This is a genomic window from Sneathiella glossodoripedis JCM 23214 (assembly GCF_000616095.1).
GTDB lineage: Bacteria > Pseudomonadota > Alphaproteobacteria > Sneathiellales > Sneathiellaceae > Sneathiella > Sneathiella glossodoripedis.
On the sequence record NZ_BAMS01000001.1, the window covers coordinates 1,350,794 to 1,368,598 of the forward strand.

Below are 17,805 nucleotides of genomic sequence, written 5' to 3' on the forward strand. Positions count from 1 at the left end.
GTTTTACTTCTTAGTAAATTTATGAAAACAAAACTATCTGACAATATGCAAGGGGCCATTTTGATGGCGGCCTGTATGGCTTCGTTCGCTATCAATGATGCATTGATAAAGTCCTCATCTGCTTTTTTTCCTCTGTTTCAGGCAATCTTTTTGCGGTCCCTGTTCACGACCGGTTTTTTGGGTCTAATGGCGCTCCGTAAAAAAGTACGATTGCAGGGAATATCCAAAGCTGACTGGAAATTGATCCTGTTGCGAAGTGCAGGTGAAATTATAGGTGCGTTTTTCTTTTTATATGCCGTATTTAATATGCCGCTTGCCAACGCTACAGCAATCCTTCAGTCGATGCCACTTGCAGTCACCGTGGGCGCTGCCATATTCCTGAAAGAGCCTGTCGGATGGCGGCGCTATATCGCGGTTATAATCGGCTTTATTGGGGTAATGATCATTGTTCGGCCTGGAACTGAAGGGTTTACCCATTATTCCTTTTATGCCCTGGCAGCCGTTGTATTTATTGTGACGCGGGATCTCGCGACACGCCGAATATCGAAAGCCGTCCCGTCATTTCTGGTATCTTTTATAACTTCAGTAGGGATTACGATCAGCTCGGCTGTCATGTTATTGTTTGTGGATTGGCAGCCAGTCACATTGGAAAATATTTCAATTCTTTTTGCTGCCTCAATTTTTGTAATTGCAGGTTATGTGCTGAGTGTCAGCTCCATGCGTGTGGGCGAAATCGGGTTTGTCTCTCCCTTCAGATACACGATCCTGATCTGGTCTATGTTGCTTGGCGTTATTGTGTTTGGTGACATTCCGGATGTCTGGATGTTGGTTGGTAGCGCCATTGTCGTTTCAATGGGAATTTACACTTTCTATCGTGAACGTAAGGTTATGGCTAAATTGCAGAATTCAGGAAAAATGACTTAAGCCTGTTTATGACCAGTGCATGGGAGTTTTGTGTTTCCAAAGAGCTGAGCGCGACATCTGCAACAGGCTCGGGGATCGCATCACCCTTTCGAAGCTTTAGAAGGTTTCTGGTGAAGCCGATTGTATGTTCGGGGTGGGGTTGCAATGATATGCAGTTATTTGAGTAACGCAGACCCGCATATTTACAGAAGTCGGATCTAAGTGTGACTTCTGTGCCGGGGGGCGGCGTTACAATCTGATCCTGATGAAAGGCGAGTAATCTGTTCGTCTCCCCAGTTTCCAAGTTTAGATATTCATGGATGCCGACACCCCAGCCTTTGTCGGATTTTTCGACTTTCCCGCCTAAAGCCTGTGCCATAATCTGATGCCCGAAACAGATACCAAGGGTAGGCTTGCCTGATTTAACGAGACGTCTAATGAAGTTTTCCAAGGGTGTAATCCAGCTATGATCTTCATATACACCATGTTTGGAGCCCGTAATAATCCAACCATCGCACTCATCGGCGGATTCAGGAAGCACATTTTCTGTCACTGAATACACTGTGTAGGAGAAATCATCGGTACCTAGCATGTTCATAAACATTTGAGGGTATTCGCCAAAGCTCGCCGCAAGGTCACCTCCGATAATGCCGGTCTGTAGAATGCCAATTTTTCTCAATTCATAGGTTCCTATATACCGATCAGGTCGTACTCAGTTGCGGGTTCGACAGCTTTACCGCACAAAATTTAACTTCTGCAATTTTACCAAATGGATCAAGCGCATCATTGGTCAAGAGGTTGGCGGCAGCTTCGGCGTAACAAAATGGGATGAAAACCATTCCTTGTTGAACTGCTGCATCTGACCGGGCCTTGAGCCTTAGGTGCCCACGCCGGGATGAAACGTCAACATAATCACCAGACGACAGTTGCAGCTCTTCCATCATTGCCGGCGGCATCTGTACAGTAGGCTCCGGTTCAACAGCATCAAGAACTGTTGCGCGTCTTGTCATCGACCTGTATGCCAGTGTTCCAGCAATCTGCCCGTAGTCAGAACGATTGGATATTCCCTGTCCGGAATCTCATCAGGTGCAATAAGATCGGCCGGCACAAATTTGCCGCGCCCTGATGACGTTGGGAAACCGTTTTGGAAAATAAGGGGCTGGCCGGGATCATTTCTATCGGTGCATGGGTAAGTTACAGAGTCCTCAGCTTGTAAGCGCTCCCAACTCAGACCTTTTATGCTGTCCATAACTTCAGTCATTTCACCAAATACGTCCGCAGGATGATTGTAATTCCATTTCAAGCCCATGCGTTTCGCGATTTCCTGAATGATCCATAGGTCCTGTTTAGCATCGCCGGGGGGTGTAATGGCCGCCCTTCCCATTTGAACCTGCCGATTGGTGTTGGTTACAGTCCCATCTTTTTCCGGCCAGGCAGAGGCGGGGAGAATAACATCCGCATAGGCTGCTGTTTCTGTAAGGAAAAGGTCTTGAACCACAAGCATGTCGAGCAGGGTAAGCGCTTCTCTGGCATGGGTGACATTCGGGTCTGACATGGCCGGATTTTCACCCATGATATACATTCCGCGAATTTGATCGTTGTGGATTGCTTCCGTGATTTCCACCACGGTCAATCCTTTTTCTGGATCCAGTTCAGCATTCCAGAAGGTTTCAAATTTTGAACGAACTGCTGGATCTTCTACCGATTGATAATCGGGTAAAAACATGGGGATCAAAGCGACATCGGATGCCCCTTGAACATTGTTTTGTCCGCGCAAGGGATGAAGCCCTGTTCCCGGCCTGCCAATCTGACCGGTCATCAACGCAAGAGAAATCAGACAGCGGGAGTTGTCGGTTCCATGGACATGCTGGCTGATGCCCATCCCCCAAAAAATTATTCCGGCTTTTGCTTCGCAAATAATTGGGCAACGGCGCGGATGTCTTTTGGGGCCACGCCAGTGTGAGTTTCCATCTTTTCAGGTGTGTAGTCGGCAAGGTGAGCTTTCAGGGTTTCAAAGTCTTCAGTATGATTTGAAATGTAATCCTGATCTGCAAGCCCTTCTTCGACGATAACATTCATTATTGCATTAAGGAGCGCTACATCGGAGCCCGGCTTTTCCTGCAGATGATATGCAGCGTATCGGCTAAGTGCCTGTTTCCTCGGGTCAATAATGATAAGTTTAGCCCCGTTTTTAGCAGCATTTTTAAAAAATGTTGCAGCGACAGGGTGATTGATCGCGGGGTTGGCCCCGATGATGATCATAACATCTGAATTTTCGGCTTCGTTGAATGGTGCGGATACGGCGCCGGATCCTACCGTCTCGAGCAGGGCTGCTACAGAGGAAGCGTGACATAGTCGGGTGCAGTGATCCACATTGTTACTTCCAAATCCGGTACGGACCAGTTTTTGAAACAGGTAGGCTTCTTCGTTTGATCCTTTGGCGGAACCAAAGCCAGCAAGCCCCCTTGGACCTTTTTCTTCTTTAACTTTCAAGAGCCCTTTGGCTGCAGTATCAAGAGCCTCTTCCCAGCTTGCCTCCCGAAAGTGGGTATAGGGATTGGCTGGGTCGAGAGTTTCAATATCTGATTTGGAAATACCTTCTTTTCTGATCAACGGCTTCGTCAGGCGCTCCGGGTTGTGAACGTAATCAAATCCAAACCGGCCTTTGACACACAAGCGTTCTTCGTTGGCTGGGCCGTTGCGGCCATCAACCGAGACAATTTTTTCGTTGGAAATATTATAGGTTAGCTGACAGCCAACACCACAAAACGGGCAAACGCTGTTGACTTGGCGGTCAATCTTGGACGGGGCAACCCAGGATTTTTCCAGCAATGCTCCGGTTGGGCATGCTTGAACACATTCACCGCAGGCAACGCAGGTGCTATCGCCCATCAGATCATCAAAATCGAAGACGATTTTGGCATTTGCACCTCGTGACGCCATTCCAATGACGTCATTGGATTGAACTTCCCGGCAGGCGCGGACGCAAAGGTCGCAATTGATGCAAGCCTCCAGATTTACTGTCATTGCAGGATGTGATGCATCCTTAGCATGGTGACGCTCCTCGGGGGGAAGCCGGCTATCTTTGATATTTAGCTGATCTGCAATAGTCCAAAAGTGACTTTCCGGATCTGGACTGTCGTCTCTTGGTGGCTGATCGCTAACCAGCATTTCCAGTACCATTGTCTGCGCTTTTGTCGCCCTCTCGGATTTTGTGTGGACGACCATGCCTTCGCTTGGTTTGCGCATACAGCTAGGGGCTAGAACCCGCTCCCCTTCAATTTCCACCATGCAGGCGCGGCAATTCCCATCGGCCCTGAAACCGGGACGGTCGGCATAGCAAAGATGCGGAATAGTCTCTCCTTCGTCTTTGGCAATTTGCCAAATGGATTTCTGACCATCAGTTTCGATTTTGGCTCCGTTAAGTGTGAAGGAAAAAGTCTCGCTCATGACAGCTCCTCCGGGAAAAATTTCATCAGACTGACCAAAACATTTGGGGCAGCTTGCCCCAAGCCACAAATAGATGCATCACGCATTACATCACTCAAATCCGTCAGCAAGTCCTGGTCCCAGTGTTCTGCTTGCATCAGTTTGAGTGCTTTGGTCGTTCCCATTCGGCATGGAGTACATTGGCCACAGCTTTCATCTTCGAAGAAATGCATGATATTTCGGCACACATCTTTCAGGTTATCCTGATCGGACAGAACGATGACAGCGGCTGAGCCGATAAAACATCCATATTTCTCAAGTGTCCCAAAATCCAGAGGTATATCAGCCATATGCGCCGGTAGCATTCCGCCTGAGGCTCCGCCGGGCAGATATGCTTTAAACTGATGTCCCTCCAGCATTCCGCCGCCATATTTGTCGATGAGTTCCTGTGCAGTTATTCCGGCAGGTACCCGATAAACACCTGGCTTCTTCACTTGCCCCGAAAGAGAGAAAGTTCTCATGCCTTGGCTGTCGCTTCTACCCCCCTCCCTATACCAATCGGCACCTTTTTCAAGGATCTGAGGAAGCCAGTACAGGGTTTCAACATTATTGATGAGAGTAGGTCGATTAAATAGTCCAACATGAGCAGGGAAGGGGGGTTTTTGCCGGGGGTAGGCGCGTTTGCCTTCAATACTTTCCAGCATGGCGCTTTCTTCTCCGCAGATATAAGCGCCTGCACCACGCCTCAAATGTACACGCCTGCCATTATTGAGGCCAGCTATCTCTGCATCTGAAAGCGCGGATTTCAGAATTTGGGCTGTATCTGGATATTCATCTCGAAGAAAGATGTAAATCTCCTCAGCTTCCACCAATTCAGCACCAATGAACATTCCCTCAAGAAATTGATGAGGGTTCGTATTCATATAGTATCTGTCCTTGAAGGTTCCCGGCTCACTTTCATCGGCGTTGACTGCCATCAGCCGGGGGCCGTCGATTGACAGAACTGAATTAATTTTCATCGCGTGGGGAAAGCCTGCTCCTCCAAGCCCGCGATGACCACTTTCCTTCAACTCTTCAATAATCTTGGCCGGTGTTGTTCGTCTCGCATACAGGTCTTTTAATATGCGGTAGCCGCCTTTTTCCAGATAGTCGGTTAAGGACAAACTGTCATGCTCGGGACCTGTATGTTCGTGGCCAGACAAGCGTTTTTTTATGGCATTCGCCGAAGCATCGATGGTGGCTTGCGAAATATACTGATTTTCAATTCGAACAATTGGAGCAAGATTGCATCGGCCCATGCAAGCGCCATGCGTGACTTTAACCTGTCCGTCGAATGCATTTGAAAGCTCGTGTTGCAATTGTGCTGAACCACGGAGAGCACAGCTTAGACTATCACAGACCTTTACCGTAAGCCTTGGAGCTTCCTGTGTAGATTCATGGACCGTGAAATTGTGGTAAAAAGTGGCGACTTCGTAAATTTCAGAAAGTGGGAGACGCATAAGCTCAGCAAGCGCAGCCAAATGATCGGTATCAAGATATCCAAACTCATCCTGTAAAATATGAAGGTTTTCGATCAGCAGGTCCCGCTGCAAAGATTTGCCTTCAAAAAGCTGATTGATTTCAGCAGTGGCCCGAGTGCTCGCCTGCCTGCCACGAGGTTTGTAGCGACTTTTTCGTTTGTGTTTCGCTTTACCGGGCGCAACGGTTGTTTTCTCGAACACTGATGAATTGCTCACTTGCTCATACCCTTACCTGTTTGCCGATGGCTTGATAGTGTGGAGTAAACCTGCATTTTCCCCTTGATCAAGATCGACTTTCTCTAGCTTTTTTGCGGCCTCTTTCTTGAAAGGCCTGAATATTTTATCAGTTGTTTTTGCCCCTGGAGAGCTCCTGAGCCTGTTCAGCGCTCAGGCTTTCCAATTCAACTATACTCGCAATAATCATCTGTTTTCCAGCATGCTGGAAATTTACCGTAACGCGATCAGCGACCGAGGACTGCACCTGACCGATACCCCAATCGGGGCGATCCGGATGCCTCACATACTGTCCTGGAGAAAAAAATGCCATCATATTGAATCACTTGGTTGATTGTTGGGGTCAGAGTGTAGCAAACTGTTCGTCGGGGGCCAAAGCTTCCTTGTGTATAACTTGTATTAAAGGCTGAGGAAATGATAGATCTCAAACTGACTGCGTTAATGAGTTCCAAATTGTGTCACGACGTGATCGGTCCGGTTGGCGCGGTTAATAACGGGATTGAGCTTCTTCAGGATGAAAACAACGCTGATATGCGTGAGCAGGCGGTTGCTCTTGTCAGTCAGAGTGCTGGCGAAGCAGCGGCCAGACTGCAGTTCTATCGGTTGGCCTTTGGACTTGCCAGTGGAATGGGACAAGAAGTTTCGATCCGCGATGCACGTGATTTATGTCGAGCCTATATGGCGTACAGCAAAGTCGAACTCGACTGGCCGGATGCTGCGGGCGGTGCTGAAAATCTGTCAAAAGATGCAATCAAGGTCCTTTGTAACCTTGCCTCAATTGCAGCAGGTGCGTTGACTCGCGGAGGGAAGCTGGTTGTTTCAGGGAATATCGAAAATGGAAGCTGGCAGTTCGAATTTACAGCTAGTGGTCCAAGGGCAGGTCTACGAGAGGATGTAACCAAGGCGCTGATTGAGGGTTACAACGAAGAAGAGCTAACAGCACAGAATGTGGGCGCCCAGTATATGATGGCGATCGCCAGCAATAACGGATACAATATTACCATTTCCAAAATGGAAGAGGATATAGTTGTTTTGAGCGCCTCCAATTCCTGAAACTTTTTACTAATGCAAATTAACAAACCGGAGTGATTTATCTGGCGCTCCGGTGAAATAATATTATTTTTAAAGCCTGATTTTTCGTTATATGCGTTTTCTTGCATAAAATTTTCCAAAACTTTTCAATTTTCTTCCCACAAGCTTGTTAACCGTAACTGCTTGTTAACCTCTTTCGCTCATTCTGGCGCAAGTTAGGTGGCATGAGTTCATAATTAGTGAGCCTGCAAAGTGCGGGGAGAAAACGACACCATGGATGATCTGTTAAGCGAATTTTTGACCGAAACCAACGAGAATATTGGTATTGTAGATGCGGCTTTGGTAGCGCTTGAGCAAAATCCGGACGATGGAAGCCAAATTGATAATATCTTCCGTCTTGTTCATACGATCAAAGGGACATGCGGCTTTTTGGGACTACCCCGGCTGGAGGCAGTCGCCCATGCCGGTGAGAATGTTCTAGGTAAAATACGCGACAAAGAGCTTAGCGTGAATCCGGATGTGGTGACCATCATTCTGGAAGCTATGGATGTAATCAAGGACCTGCTGGAAACTTTGGAGCAGACCGAAGAAGAGCCAGAAGGAAATGACGCGGATCTGATAGCCCGCTTGAATGCTGTGGCTTATGGCGGAGGAGCCGCCCCCGCAGATGCTCCTGCTGCTCCAGCGCCTGCTGCTGAACCATCCAATGTCATCGAACTTTCTGAGGAAGTTAGTGAAGCTGAGCTTGAAGCGGCATTCCAGGCTGCAGAAGGGCCAGACGATGCCGCACCTGAGCCGGAAGCCAGTTCCGACGAAGGGTTAAAGCCTGGCGAAGTATCGCTGGATGAGCTTGAAGCGGCATTCCAGGCTGCACCGGTCCGGAAGAAACGGAAACTCCTGAAGCAGAGCCTGAACTCGTCGCGGAACCAGTCGCACCAAGCGATGAAGTCTTACCTGCTAAAGCAGATAAGAAAGCGCCTAAAGAAGGTGCCCAAAAAGAAACTACACTCGCAAACCAGAGTATTCGGGTAAATGTCGAACTGCTCGAAGATTTGATGACGATGGTCAGTGAGCTTGTTCTGACACGTAATCAGCTATTGCAGATGGTTCGCGGCATGGACGATAACGAATTTACCGTTCCCTTGCAGCGCTTGAGCCATGTAACAACTGAACTGCAAGAAGGTCTGATGAAGACCCGAATGCAGCCAATTGGTAATGCTTGGTCCAAACTGCCACGTATTATTCGCGACCTCAGCCATGATCTTGGTAAGAAAATTGATCTGGTCATGCATGGTGCTGAGACTGAACTGGATCGTCAGGTTCTTGAAATGATCAAGGATCCGCTCACTCACATGGTTCGCAACTCTGCGGATCATGGATTGGAAACTCCTGATGAGCGGCTAAAAGCGGGCAAGAAGGAAACCGGTCGGGTTGTACTCGACGCTTATCACGAAGGTGGACATATCATCATCACTATTTCAGATGACGGTCGTGGTCTGAATAGTGACAAGATCAAGAAAAAAGTTATTGAAAATGGTCTGGCGACTGAGTCCGAGCTTGAGGGTATGAGTACTCAGCAGATCCAGAGCTTTATCATGCGACCTGGCTTCTCTACCGCTGAGAAAGTAACGAACGTTTCTGGCCGTGGCGTTGGCATGGATGTTGTTCGGTCCAATATTGAAAAAATCGGTGGTACTATTGAGCTTAAGTCTGAAGAAGGAAAAGGGTCCGTCTTCACTATTAAAATCCCGCTGACACTGGCGATTGTTTCTGCGCTTATTGTTGAATGCGCTGGTGAACGATTTGCTGTCCCGCAGATCAGTGTGGTGGAACTGGTGCGTGCCTCTACCGATAAACGCAGCGATAACACTATTGAAATGATTAATGAAGCGCCAGTCTTGCGCTTGCGCGATCGCTTGCTACCTCTTGTTCACCTCAATGATATTCTACGACTGGAAACAGCCGCGGATGAGGTTGCAGAACAGAGCGATGTTAAAGGGGAAGAAGAATTTATCATCGTCACGCAAGTTGGTGCCTATACCTTTGGTATTGTGGTCGACCGCGTTTTTGACACCGAAGAGATCGTGGTGAAACCCGTCGCTCCGATCCTGCGCCATCTGGCGATCTTCTCAGGAAATACCATTCTTGGTGACGGTAGCGTTATCATGATCCTTGATCCGAATGGTATCGCTTCGCAAACAGGTGAAAATGTGATCGGTGATCATACTCATGAAGAGGAAGCAACTCGGAACGCAGCTGAAACGGATAAGGTTGCCATGTTGATTTGCCGTGCAGGCGGTGAAGAACCTAAAGCCGTTCCGCTTTCACTGGTTGCCCGTCTGGAAGAAATTGAAGTTGATACCATCGAACATACCAATGGGCAGATGGTGGTTCAGTACCGTGGCAAGATCATGCCTCTGGTGACAATGAGCGAAGACTCGAAAATTGTCGAAACCGGACGCCAGCCAATACTGGTGTTCTCTGATAACGAACGTACCATGGGGCTTGTCGTTGAAGAAATCGTCGACATTGTCGAAGACACGCTCAACGTAGAAATGGCTTCCAATGTCGAAGGTATGATCGGCAGCGCTGTTATTCGCGGTAAAGCAACCGATATTATCGATGTTGGATACTATCTGCAAAAATGTTTCGGTGACTGGTTCGGTAGCAGTGAGTCAACTGCATACGGGTCCTCTCACAGTTCGCAGCGTATTTTGTTGGTGGATGACAGCCCATTTTTCAGAAATATGCTGGTACCATTGCTCTCAGTCGCTGGCTACGATGTCAGTACTGCAGAAAACCCGATGGAAGCTCTTGCAATGAGAGATGCAGGCCGTGAGTTTGATATCATTGTGAGTGATATTGAAATGCCTGAGATGGATGGTTTCCAATTTGCCGAAGAAGTTTTGAATGATGATCGTTGGGCAGATACGCCGATCATCGCTTTATCCTCACACACGACACCGCAGGACTTTGATCGGGGTCGCCAAGTGGGATTCTCGGACTATGTTGCGAAATTTGATCGCGACGCCTTAATGAATACTTTGTCTCAAACTTTGCGTGCAGGTGGAGGTGCTAGATGAGTAACAGCGACGTACAGGAATACGTAACCGTTACAATTGCTGGGCAATTATTTGGAATACCGGTTCTTCAGGTTCATGATGTATTGGGAAGCATCCAGTTGACGAACATTCCATTGGCACCCAATGAAGTTGCCGGAGCTCTAAATCTCAGGGGGCGGATCGTGACTTGTATTGATGTCCGCAAACGTCTTGGACTTCCCTCTTCAGAGGAAGAAAGTCAACGTATGAGCGTTGTCGTTGAACATCACGGTGAACCTTATGCGTTACTCATTGATAATGTGGGCGAAGTTTTAAGCCTTAAGACCGACCAGTTGGAAATGAATCCAGCAACGCTCGACCATCGCTGGCGCGAAGTTTCATCAGGTATCTACCGGATGGAAGGAAAGTTGCTGGTTATTTTGCAAATAGATCGTCTACTGGATTTTGCCGGTAGTTCGGTTGCTGCATAATTTATAAGAGGTAAAAATAACATGACCTCGTGTTTAATAGTTGATGACTCCAAAGTTGTGAGAATGGTGGCACGCCGTATTTTGCAAGATTTGAACTTTTCATGCCGTGAGGCTGAAGATGGGCAGGTTGCGCTGGATACATGCCTTGAAGAAATGCCCGATGTGGTTCTGCTCGACTGGAATATGCCGGTAATGAGTGGAATTGATTTTCTTAGGGAACTTCGAAAAACAGCTGGTGGCGAAAAGCCGGTAGTTGTGTTTTGTACCACCGAAAATGATATGGCCCACATTCGCGAAGCTATCTCAGCTGGTGCGAATGAATACATCATGAAGCCTTTTGATAGGGCAATTATTGAAGCCAAATTTTCTCAGGTAGGAGTGCTTTAGTGGCACTCGCTGGCGCGTCACAAGTTAAGGAAGACAGATCTAGTATGCAAAGTCCATATCGGGTAATGGTTGTTGATGACTCTGCCGTAATTCGCGGGTTTCTGACCAGATGGCTGAAAGAAGAAGATGACATTGAAGTCGTAGCCTCCGCGGGCAATGGAGCGATTGCGCTTAAGGAGTTTGAAAAGCACCATCCGGAAATTGTGGTGCTGGACATTGAAATGCCGGAAATGGACGGCATGACTGCTTTACCGAAATTGATAGAACTTGATCGGAATGTAAAAGTAATTATGGCGTCTACATTGACGCTGAGAAACGCAGATATCAGTATGCGGGCTCTTGCAAAAGGAGCCGCTGACTATGTTCCAAAACCGGAAAGTACACGTGAGGCTGGAGAGAAGGAAGTCTTTCACCGTGACTTGATTGCAAAGGTTCGCGCGCTTGGCGCGACTCGGCGTCGTAAACTGGGGGAAGACCTCCCTTCCGTAGGCGGCGGAGCAGCTGTTGTGCCTTCACTAGCAGCACAAGCTTCAAGCGCTCCGACAATATACAAGGGCGCAGAAATCAAACTGCGCTCTCACAATGCGGGGCTGTTTCCCAAAGTTCTTGCAATAGGCTCCTCCACTGGTGGCCCGCAAGCATTGTTCTCAGTATTTGAGAAACTAAAAGGAAAACTATCCCTGCCTGTTTTCATTACTCAGCATATGCCAGCGACTTTTACAGCAATCCTGGCTGAACATTTAACAAAGATAGCCGGAATGAAATGTGCAGAAGCAGTTGACGGTGAAAAAATTGAGGGTGGACGGATTTATCTGGCACCAGGTGATTGGCATATGACAGTTGTTAAAGGGGCTGATGGTGAAAAGATCAGCCTCAATCAAAATCCGCCAGAGAATTTTTGTCGTCCGGCAGTTGACCCAATGCTTCGCAGTTTAGTCGAAGTTTATGGCAGTCGAATTTTAACCGTCATCCTTACGGGTATGGGGCAAGATGGAAAACTTGGTTGTGAGCAACTTGCGAATTTAGGGGGATACGTGATTGCTCAAGATGAAGAAACTAGTGTTGTATGGGGGATGCCAGGTGCAGTCGCAACTGCGGGGTTATCCAACGCAGTTGTTTCACTTAATGACATTCCAGCAGCAGTAGAAAATGCATTATCAGGGAGGCCTTCATGAATAGTCAGGACTTCCAGCTTTTTAGCACTTTAGTACGCGATCGGTCCGGTTTGATATTAACCGAAGACAAGGTTTATCTTCTGGAAAGCCGTTTGGTCCCCTTGGCTCGCCAGCGAGGATTAAATACGCTTGAAGATCTCGCCAATGAACTTCGCAGAACTAATGATGAAAAGCTGAAAGAAGATATCACTGAAGCAATGACGACTAATGAGACGTTTTTCTTCAGAGACAATAAGCCTTTCGATATTTTCAAAGATACCATTTTGCCGCATTTGCTGGAAACAAGGGCAACTCAGAAATCCTTGCGTATCTGGAATGCCGCCTGCTCAACCGGACAGGAGCCGTATTCTGTTGCGATGCTCTTGAAAGAGGAGGCTGCCAAAATGGCTGGTTGGCGTGTTGAAATACTCGCAACCGACATTTCCAATGAAGTACTGGAGAAAGCAAAGTCTGGGCTTTATTCCCAGTTTGAAGTTCAGCGTGGCTTGCCAATTCAATTGTTGATTAAATATTTCCAACAGATGGGTGAAATGTGGCAGATCGACAGTTCTATTCGGGCGATGGTTAAGTTCCAAAAAGTCAATTTGCTTGAAAATTTCACGACACTTGGTGGATTTGATGTCATTTTCTGTCGCAATGTCTTGATCTATTTTGATCATGAAACAAAAGCGAAAGTGTTGAAACAAATGCACAACATTATGGCTAAGGATGGTGCTCTGTTCCTTGGCGGTGCGGAGACTGTTTTAGGGATTTGCGATGATTTGAACCCGATTTCCGGCTTGAAAGGTGTCTATACACCTGCCACAGGTGGTGTGCTGGCAGCGGCAGGCTAGTCATTTAGTCCTTAAGTTTAACAAAAAAAGCCGCCCAAACCCGGGCGGCTTTTTTATTGAGTTGAGAAAATTCGTATTAGCTGGCTTTCGCGCGTTTTGCTTCGTCAGGATCACGCAGCACATATCCACGCCCCCAAACTGTTTCGATGTAATTGTCACCGTTGGTTGCCGACGCCAGTTTTTTGCGCAGTTTGCAGACAAAAACATCAATGATTTTCAGTTCAGGTTCATCCATGCCACCATACAGATGGTTGAGGAACATTTCTTTGGTCAGAGTTGTTCCCTTGCGCAGGCTGAGAAGTTCCAGCATGCCATATTCCTTACCAGTCAGGTGCAGGCGTTGGCCATCTACTTCAACTGATTTTGAATCCAGATTAACTGTCAATTTGCCTGTTGTGATAGTTGACTGTGCATGCCCTTTGGACCGGCGAACTATCGCGTGAATACGTGCAATAAGCTCATCTTTGTTGAAGGGCTTTGTCAGATAGTCATCAGCACCAAACCCAAGGCCTTTCACCTTGTCATCTGGTTCAGACATGCCGGACAGGATCAGTATGGGTGTGGAAACCTTGGCTGTCCGAAGTTTTTTGAGAACATCATATCCTGACATGTCAGGTAGACCCAGATCCAGGATGATGATGTCATAATCATAAAGTTTTCCAAGATCCACGCCTTCTTCGCCTAAATCGGTTGTATAAACATTTAGACCTTCAGCGTTCAGCATCAATTCGATGCCACGTGCCATTGAACTATCGTCTTCGATTAATAATACCCGCATTGAGTCAACCTCCTAATTAGGCGATATTGTTAATATTCTACCCTAACAAATGGTTAACACCAAAGATAAAAAGTTAACTAATTTTGATATAGTTGATGTACCAGCCCCATTTTTTGCTCTTTTTCCGTAAATTTCTCGAGAATAATGCTCGCGCAGCCTCGGATGCCGTTAACGAAGCTTAACGTGCGCAGGTATCATTGAATCGTTAAACCTGTCCCTGCATTTTTATTTTTTATTAACTGTAGTTCTTTCTTTTACGAAACTTTAAAGTCTCTCGGTCAAATTGGTATCAGGTACCAATACTCAATAATCTTCAGTCGAACGCGGAGCGTCCAATTGTTAAGTGTAATTTCTGAAATTGGCAGGGTTAACTCCCAACAGTTTTATGGCCGTGTTGCTGCTATTCAGGGCTTGCTGGTTGAGGTTGGCGGTATCCAACGCCATTTGAGTATCGGCAGTCGCGTAGATTTGCTTGCCCGTGGTGATCGTAAAGTTGCCTGTGAAGTTGTTGGATTTCGAAATGAACGTGCTTTGTTAATGCCGTTTGGTTCGCTGGAAGGGGTTGGTATGGGGTGCAAAGCCCTGATTGCCGAGCCTGATCCCGTTGTATTTCCGGACAAGAGTTGGCTTGGTCGGGTTGTCAATGCAATGGGTGAACCGATTGATGGCGGGCCACCGCTCGTAACAGGGAATATCGCTGTTCCTCTTAAAAACATGGCGCCGCCGGCGCATTCTCGCCAACGGGTCGGCGGTAAAATCGATTTGGGGTTCGTGCACTCAATTCTTTTGCAACCTGTTGTCGTGGGCAGCGGATGGGCATCTTCGCGGGTTCTGGCGTTGGTAAATCCGTGCTCCTCTCCATGTTGGCTCGCTACACAGAAGCTGATGTAAATATCATTGGTCTGATCGGCGAGCGAGGCAGGGAGGTTCAGGAATTTCTTGAGGATGATTTGGGGCCTGAGGGACTGGCACGTAGTATTGTCGTGGTGGCAACATCAGATGAACCGGCTTTAATGCGCCGGCAAGCGGCATATTTAACGTTAGCACTCGCAGAATATTTCAGAGATCTTGAAAAAGACGTCTTGTGCCTGATGGATAGCGTAACGCGTTTTGCAATGGCCCAGCGTGATGTTGGTCTCTCCGGTGGGGAGCCCCCAACGAGTAAGGGGTACACGCCGACAGTCTTTAGTGAATTACCCAAATTGCTTGAGAGGGCGGGACCGGGGCCTGGGAAAGGCACCATTACCGGCCTGTTTACTGTTCTGGTCGAAGGTGACGATCATAATGAGCCGGTAGCAGATGCTGTTCGAGGGATTCTGGACGGGCATATCGTGATGGAGCGCAAGATTGCTGAACGCGGTCGATATCCAGCGATTAATGTTCTTAAGTCTGTTTCACGAACCATGCCAGGCTGTAATTCAGATGAAGAAAATCAGATTATTTCTGTCGCCAAACAACTGCTCTCAACCTATGAGGATATGTCAGAGCTGATCCGCCTTGGAGCCTATCGCAAAGGGACAGATCAAAATGTGGATGCGGCAATTTATTATTATCCTTTGTTGGAGCAGTTCATGAGCCAACAGAAGGAAGAATGCACCAGTCTTGACGAATGTTACGCACAGCTTGCGCAAATTCTGAACGCCGGGGCCGACGCATCGGACCAGACTGAGCAGCCTGTTGAGTAATCGTAAGTTAGAGGGGTTATAACATATGGCAGGGATGCAAAATCTCATACGTGTCCATAAATGGAAACTGGATGAAAAGCGCCGGGAAGTAACGGATTTGGAAAATCTGCTTGAAAACTTCAATGCGCAACTTACGAAGCTCAATCAGGAACAGGTGAAAGAACAGGAACTTGCCAGCAATGATCCCGAGGCAGCTTTGCTTTATGCCAATTATGCAAAGGCTGCGACCCTCAGGCGAGAAAATCTGATGAATAGTATTCAGGATATGGAAGCAAAAATTGAAGTTGCCCGATCTGAAATGGCTGAGGCGTTTCAGGAGCTGAAGAAATATGAAATCTCTGAAGAAAATCGGATACGTCTGCTCAAAGAACAGCAAATGAAAAAACAGCAGGCAGAAATGGACGCGTTTTCAATCGAGGCTTATCGTCGTAAAAGCAGATAACGGTCAGGCATCTTCTCGGCGGTGCTGATGCGTTTCCCACTCTTCGGTGGGGTGGATCGGAAAGGGTGTCATCTTGCGAAATGAAAGCCCGCCTTTGAGGCCCGTAATTTCCAGATTTTGTGTGAAAATGTGACCGATGTTGGTGCGAAGTTCGTCGGATAGATCCAATTGATGGCGAAGAACCAGGTCAAAATGTTTGGGCCTGAATAGTCCGTCGAGCTGCACAGGACCACTACGGCTTAACTCTAATTCAATAACAAAGCGCGTTTCATCTTCTTCCCCGTTTTCAGTATTTCTGCCGTGTTTGCGATAGAACATGCGCAGCTGATGTAATCTGTCTTCAGCGAAAAAGGGGAATATGAGGGCTTTCCAGTCATTGCCTCCTGGATCCGAATGCAAGCGCGCCAATGTGTTGAAATCATCGGTAAGCGCACGGAGTAGGTCAGCGTTTCCGCTCCGTTCAAGTGCTTGGTTAAAATCAGTTCCAAACCATTTCGCAAGGCCGCCTCCATTTAAGGCTGATAGGAAAAAAAGCAGGCTTGCGCCAAGCGCTGAGTTGGCCGAAGGAATTCGGCTAACCAATAAAGAATTAGCCAGTTCCGGCTCTTGCGAGGCAATAATATTGAGCGCCAGCCGCAAATTTTCCCAATCGGAAAGCAGAGGTATGTGTGGTGTTTTAAAGGCACCGCTTTCAGGGATAAAGGGGAGCAAGGGAAACGGCTGTAATTTGTCCGTGAAGAAGAGACTAACCTGTGACCCGATAGGGGGTGGATTTGTTGTACTGTAGCGGATCGAGCCAAGTTCCGGTGATTGCAGGTGGACTTGCGTAACTCTGCCAGCACCAGCGGCTCCTTTTTGGCCCGAATGGCTGATAACAGTTCCTGTTGCAATATGCTGTGTCAAGTCACTCGAAAGTGTGGCGGGAGATTGAGCTGTAGAGATCACTGCGGAAAGTCGGGACCCGGCGTTCAGCCGACTTATACCGGCCTCACTGATCAGTCGTTGGTTGAGGGAGGGGGTGTCAATAGTAAGGCGCGCCAATTCATTGCTTGTTGGGTTTGACAAACCTGGTTGACTGGAAGTTGGGGTGGTTGGTGCCAAAGGAGCTGTGCTGGGTTTAGGCCCGGGATGAGCCGTGTGTGAATAAGCTGCAGCGGATGATGAAGCTGCACGTGCACCGGTGCGATGTTCTCCCGCGCTCAGTGACGCTGTAAGCAGTGAGTTATTGGTCGCGGAAGCATTCGCATGTGCAGGTGATTGATGAACAGTATTCGCTGAAGAGGGTGACGTTGGAGAGGTAGTCACCTGTTGCGGTGTAGTTGGACTTTGTGAGGTTGGCGACTTAGCCGAAGGCCCAAGTGCTGCGGTGACGTTTTGAGCTGGAACTTCGGTTCGCTCTGGGCGGGCATGTTTAGCTGCCAATGCATAAAGATCGGGTTTGCTGGAGTTTGCCTGCACCACTGGCAATAATGTAACAGCAGGCGGAGATGCCAGCTTTTCACCGTTGATAGCAAGCACCCGCGCAGTGATCAAATCGTCAACCGCTTCAACCTCGAGTACCACATGGCTGCCCACTGGAATAGGGGAGCGTGATGTCATTCGAAAATTGCCAACTTCTGTATGTAAAATCGTATCACCGCCGGTTGCTCGTGCGGTTACAACTGCAGCCAGCATGGAGCCTTCATTGAGTGAGGATACACTACTGGCATGAGGTACGGGCGGATTAGATTGACCGCCTGTCGGGTTTGAGGGTGATACCGGAGTGACTTGAGGAGTTGACGAAGTCGCCCCACGACCGGAATCAACCGGGATTGGGGGCGTTGAGCCGGATGTGGACTTTATTCCGCTCATCCAT

At 48.0% G+C, this 17,805-nt stretch carries 12 protein-coding genes and 3 pseudogenes; 9 read left to right on the forward strand and 6 right to left on the reverse strand.

Annotated features, from left to right (window positions below; all coding sequences use genetic code 11):
- The first annotated feature begins 21 nt into the window (after positions 1 to 21).
- Positions 22 to 924 (forward strand): DMT family transporter, encoded by a 903-nt coding sequence (locus tag JCM23214_RS06780; protein ID WP_025898296.1) that lies wholly within the window; start codon positions 22 to 24, stop codon positions 922 to 924.
- Here the strand turns inward: JCM23214_RS06780 and JCM23214_RS06785 are convergent.
- From JCM23214_RS06785 to JCM23214_RS06800, 4 genes and pseudogenes are all read right to left on the reverse strand, one after another.
- Entirely contained in the window at positions 893 to 1,582 is a 690-nt protein-coding gene (locus JCM23214_RS06785) for a type 1 glutamine amidotransferase (RefSeq protein ID WP_025898297.1), read from the reverse strand. The genes JCM23214_RS06780 and JCM23214_RS06785 overlap by 32 nt on opposite strands.
- A gap of 22 nt (positions 1,583 to 1,604) precedes the next feature.
- A pseudogene (gene fdhF / locus JCM23214_RS26555) lies at positions 1,605 to 4,353 on the reverse strand (formate dehydrogenase subunit alpha).
- Entirely contained in the window at positions 4,350 to 6,068 is a 1,719-nt protein-coding gene (locus JCM23214_RS06795) for an NAD(P)H-dependent oxidoreductase subunit E (protein WP_025898298.1), read from the reverse strand. Before JCM23214_RS06795 ends, fdhF begins: the two are co-directional and overlap by 4 nt.
- Before the next feature lie 127 nt (positions 6,069 to 6,195).
- Positions 6,196 to 6,402, reverse strand: a complete 207-nt coding sequence (locus JCM23214_RS06800) for a DUF3553 domain-containing protein (protein WP_025898299.1) — start codon at positions 6,400 to 6,402, stop codon at positions 6,196 to 6,198.
- A gap of 98 nt (positions 6,403 to 6,500) precedes the next feature.
- Here JCM23214_RS06800 and JCM23214_RS06805 point away from each other — a divergent pair, with 98 nt between their 5' ends.
- The 6 genes and pseudogenes from JCM23214_RS06805 to JCM23214_RS06830 all read left to right on the forward strand — a co-directional run bounded on the left by JCM23214_RS06805 (position 6,501) and on the right by JCM23214_RS06830 (position 13,045).
- The gene (locus JCM23214_RS06805; RefSeq protein WP_025898300.1) at positions 6,501 to 7,139 is read left to right on the forward strand and encodes a histidine phosphotransferase family protein; all 639 of its coding nucleotides are present in this window, start codon (positions 6,501 to 6,503) and stop codon (positions 7,137 to 7,139) included.
- A gap of 252 nt (positions 7,140 to 7,391) precedes the next feature.
- Positions 7,392 to 10,201 (forward strand): annotated as a pseudogene (locus tag JCM23214_RS19505) (hybrid sensor histidine kinase/response regulator).
- The gene (locus JCM23214_RS06815) at positions 10,198 to 10,650 is read left to right on the forward strand and encodes a chemotaxis protein CheW (RefSeq protein ID WP_025898301.1); all 453 of its coding nucleotides are present in this window, start codon (positions 10,198 to 10,200) and stop codon (positions 10,648 to 10,650) included. Before JCM23214_RS19505 ends, JCM23214_RS06815 begins: the two are co-directional and overlap by 4 nt.
- A gap of 21 nt (positions 10,651 to 10,671) precedes the next feature.
- The gene (locus tag JCM23214_RS06820; protein WP_025898302.1) at positions 10,672 to 11,037 is read left to right on the forward strand and encodes a response regulator; all 366 of its coding nucleotides are present in this window, start codon (positions 10,672 to 10,674) and stop codon (positions 11,035 to 11,037) included.
- A gap of 44 nt (positions 11,038 to 11,081) precedes the next feature.
- The gene (locus JCM23214_RS06825) at positions 11,082 to 12,212 is read left to right on the forward strand and encodes a protein-glutamate methylesterase/protein-glutamine glutaminase (protein ID WP_051548056.1); all 1,131 of its coding nucleotides are present in this window, start codon (positions 11,082 to 11,084) and stop codon (positions 12,210 to 12,212) included.
- On the forward strand, positions 12,209 to 13,045 hold the full coding sequence (locus JCM23214_RS06830; RefSeq protein ID WP_025898304.1) for a CheR family methyltransferase: 837 nt from the start codon (positions 12,209 to 12,211) through the stop codon (positions 13,043 to 13,045). The genes JCM23214_RS06825 and JCM23214_RS06830 overlap by 4 nt, the downstream gene beginning before the upstream one ends.
- 76 nt (positions 13,046 to 13,121) lie before the next feature.
- On the opposite strand, the gene ctrA is transcribed toward JCM23214_RS06830, so the two are convergent.
- A complete protein-coding gene (gene ctrA / locus JCM23214_RS06835; protein ID WP_025898305.1) occupies positions 13,122 to 13,823 on the reverse strand; it encodes a response regulator transcription factor CtrA in 702 nt (233 codons plus the stop codon).
- A gap of 336 nt (positions 13,824 to 14,159) precedes the next feature.
- Here ctrA and fliI point away from each other — a divergent pair.
- Together fliI and JCM23214_RS06845 are read left to right on the forward strand one after the other, a co-directional pair.
- Positions 14,160 to 15,508: pseudogene (fliI, locus tag JCM23214_RS26560) on the forward strand (flagellar protein export ATPase FliI).
- Between the two features lie 25 nt (positions 15,509 to 15,533).
- Positions 15,534 to 15,950 carry a flagellar export protein FliJ gene (locus JCM23214_RS06845; RefSeq protein ID WP_025898306.1) on the forward strand — a complete coding sequence of 139 codons (417 nt, stop codon included), beginning with the start codon at positions 15,534 to 15,536 and terminating at the stop codon, positions 15,948 to 15,950.
- A gap of 3 nt (positions 15,951 to 15,953) precedes the next feature.
- On the opposite strand, the gene JCM23214_RS06850 is transcribed toward JCM23214_RS06845, so the two are convergent.
- Positions 15,954 to 17,801 (reverse strand): hypothetical protein, encoded by a 1,848-nt coding sequence (locus tag JCM23214_RS06850; RefSeq protein WP_148301784.1) that lies wholly within the window; start codon positions 17,799 to 17,801, stop codon positions 15,954 to 15,956.
- Positions 17,802 to 17,805 lie beyond the last annotated feature (4 nt).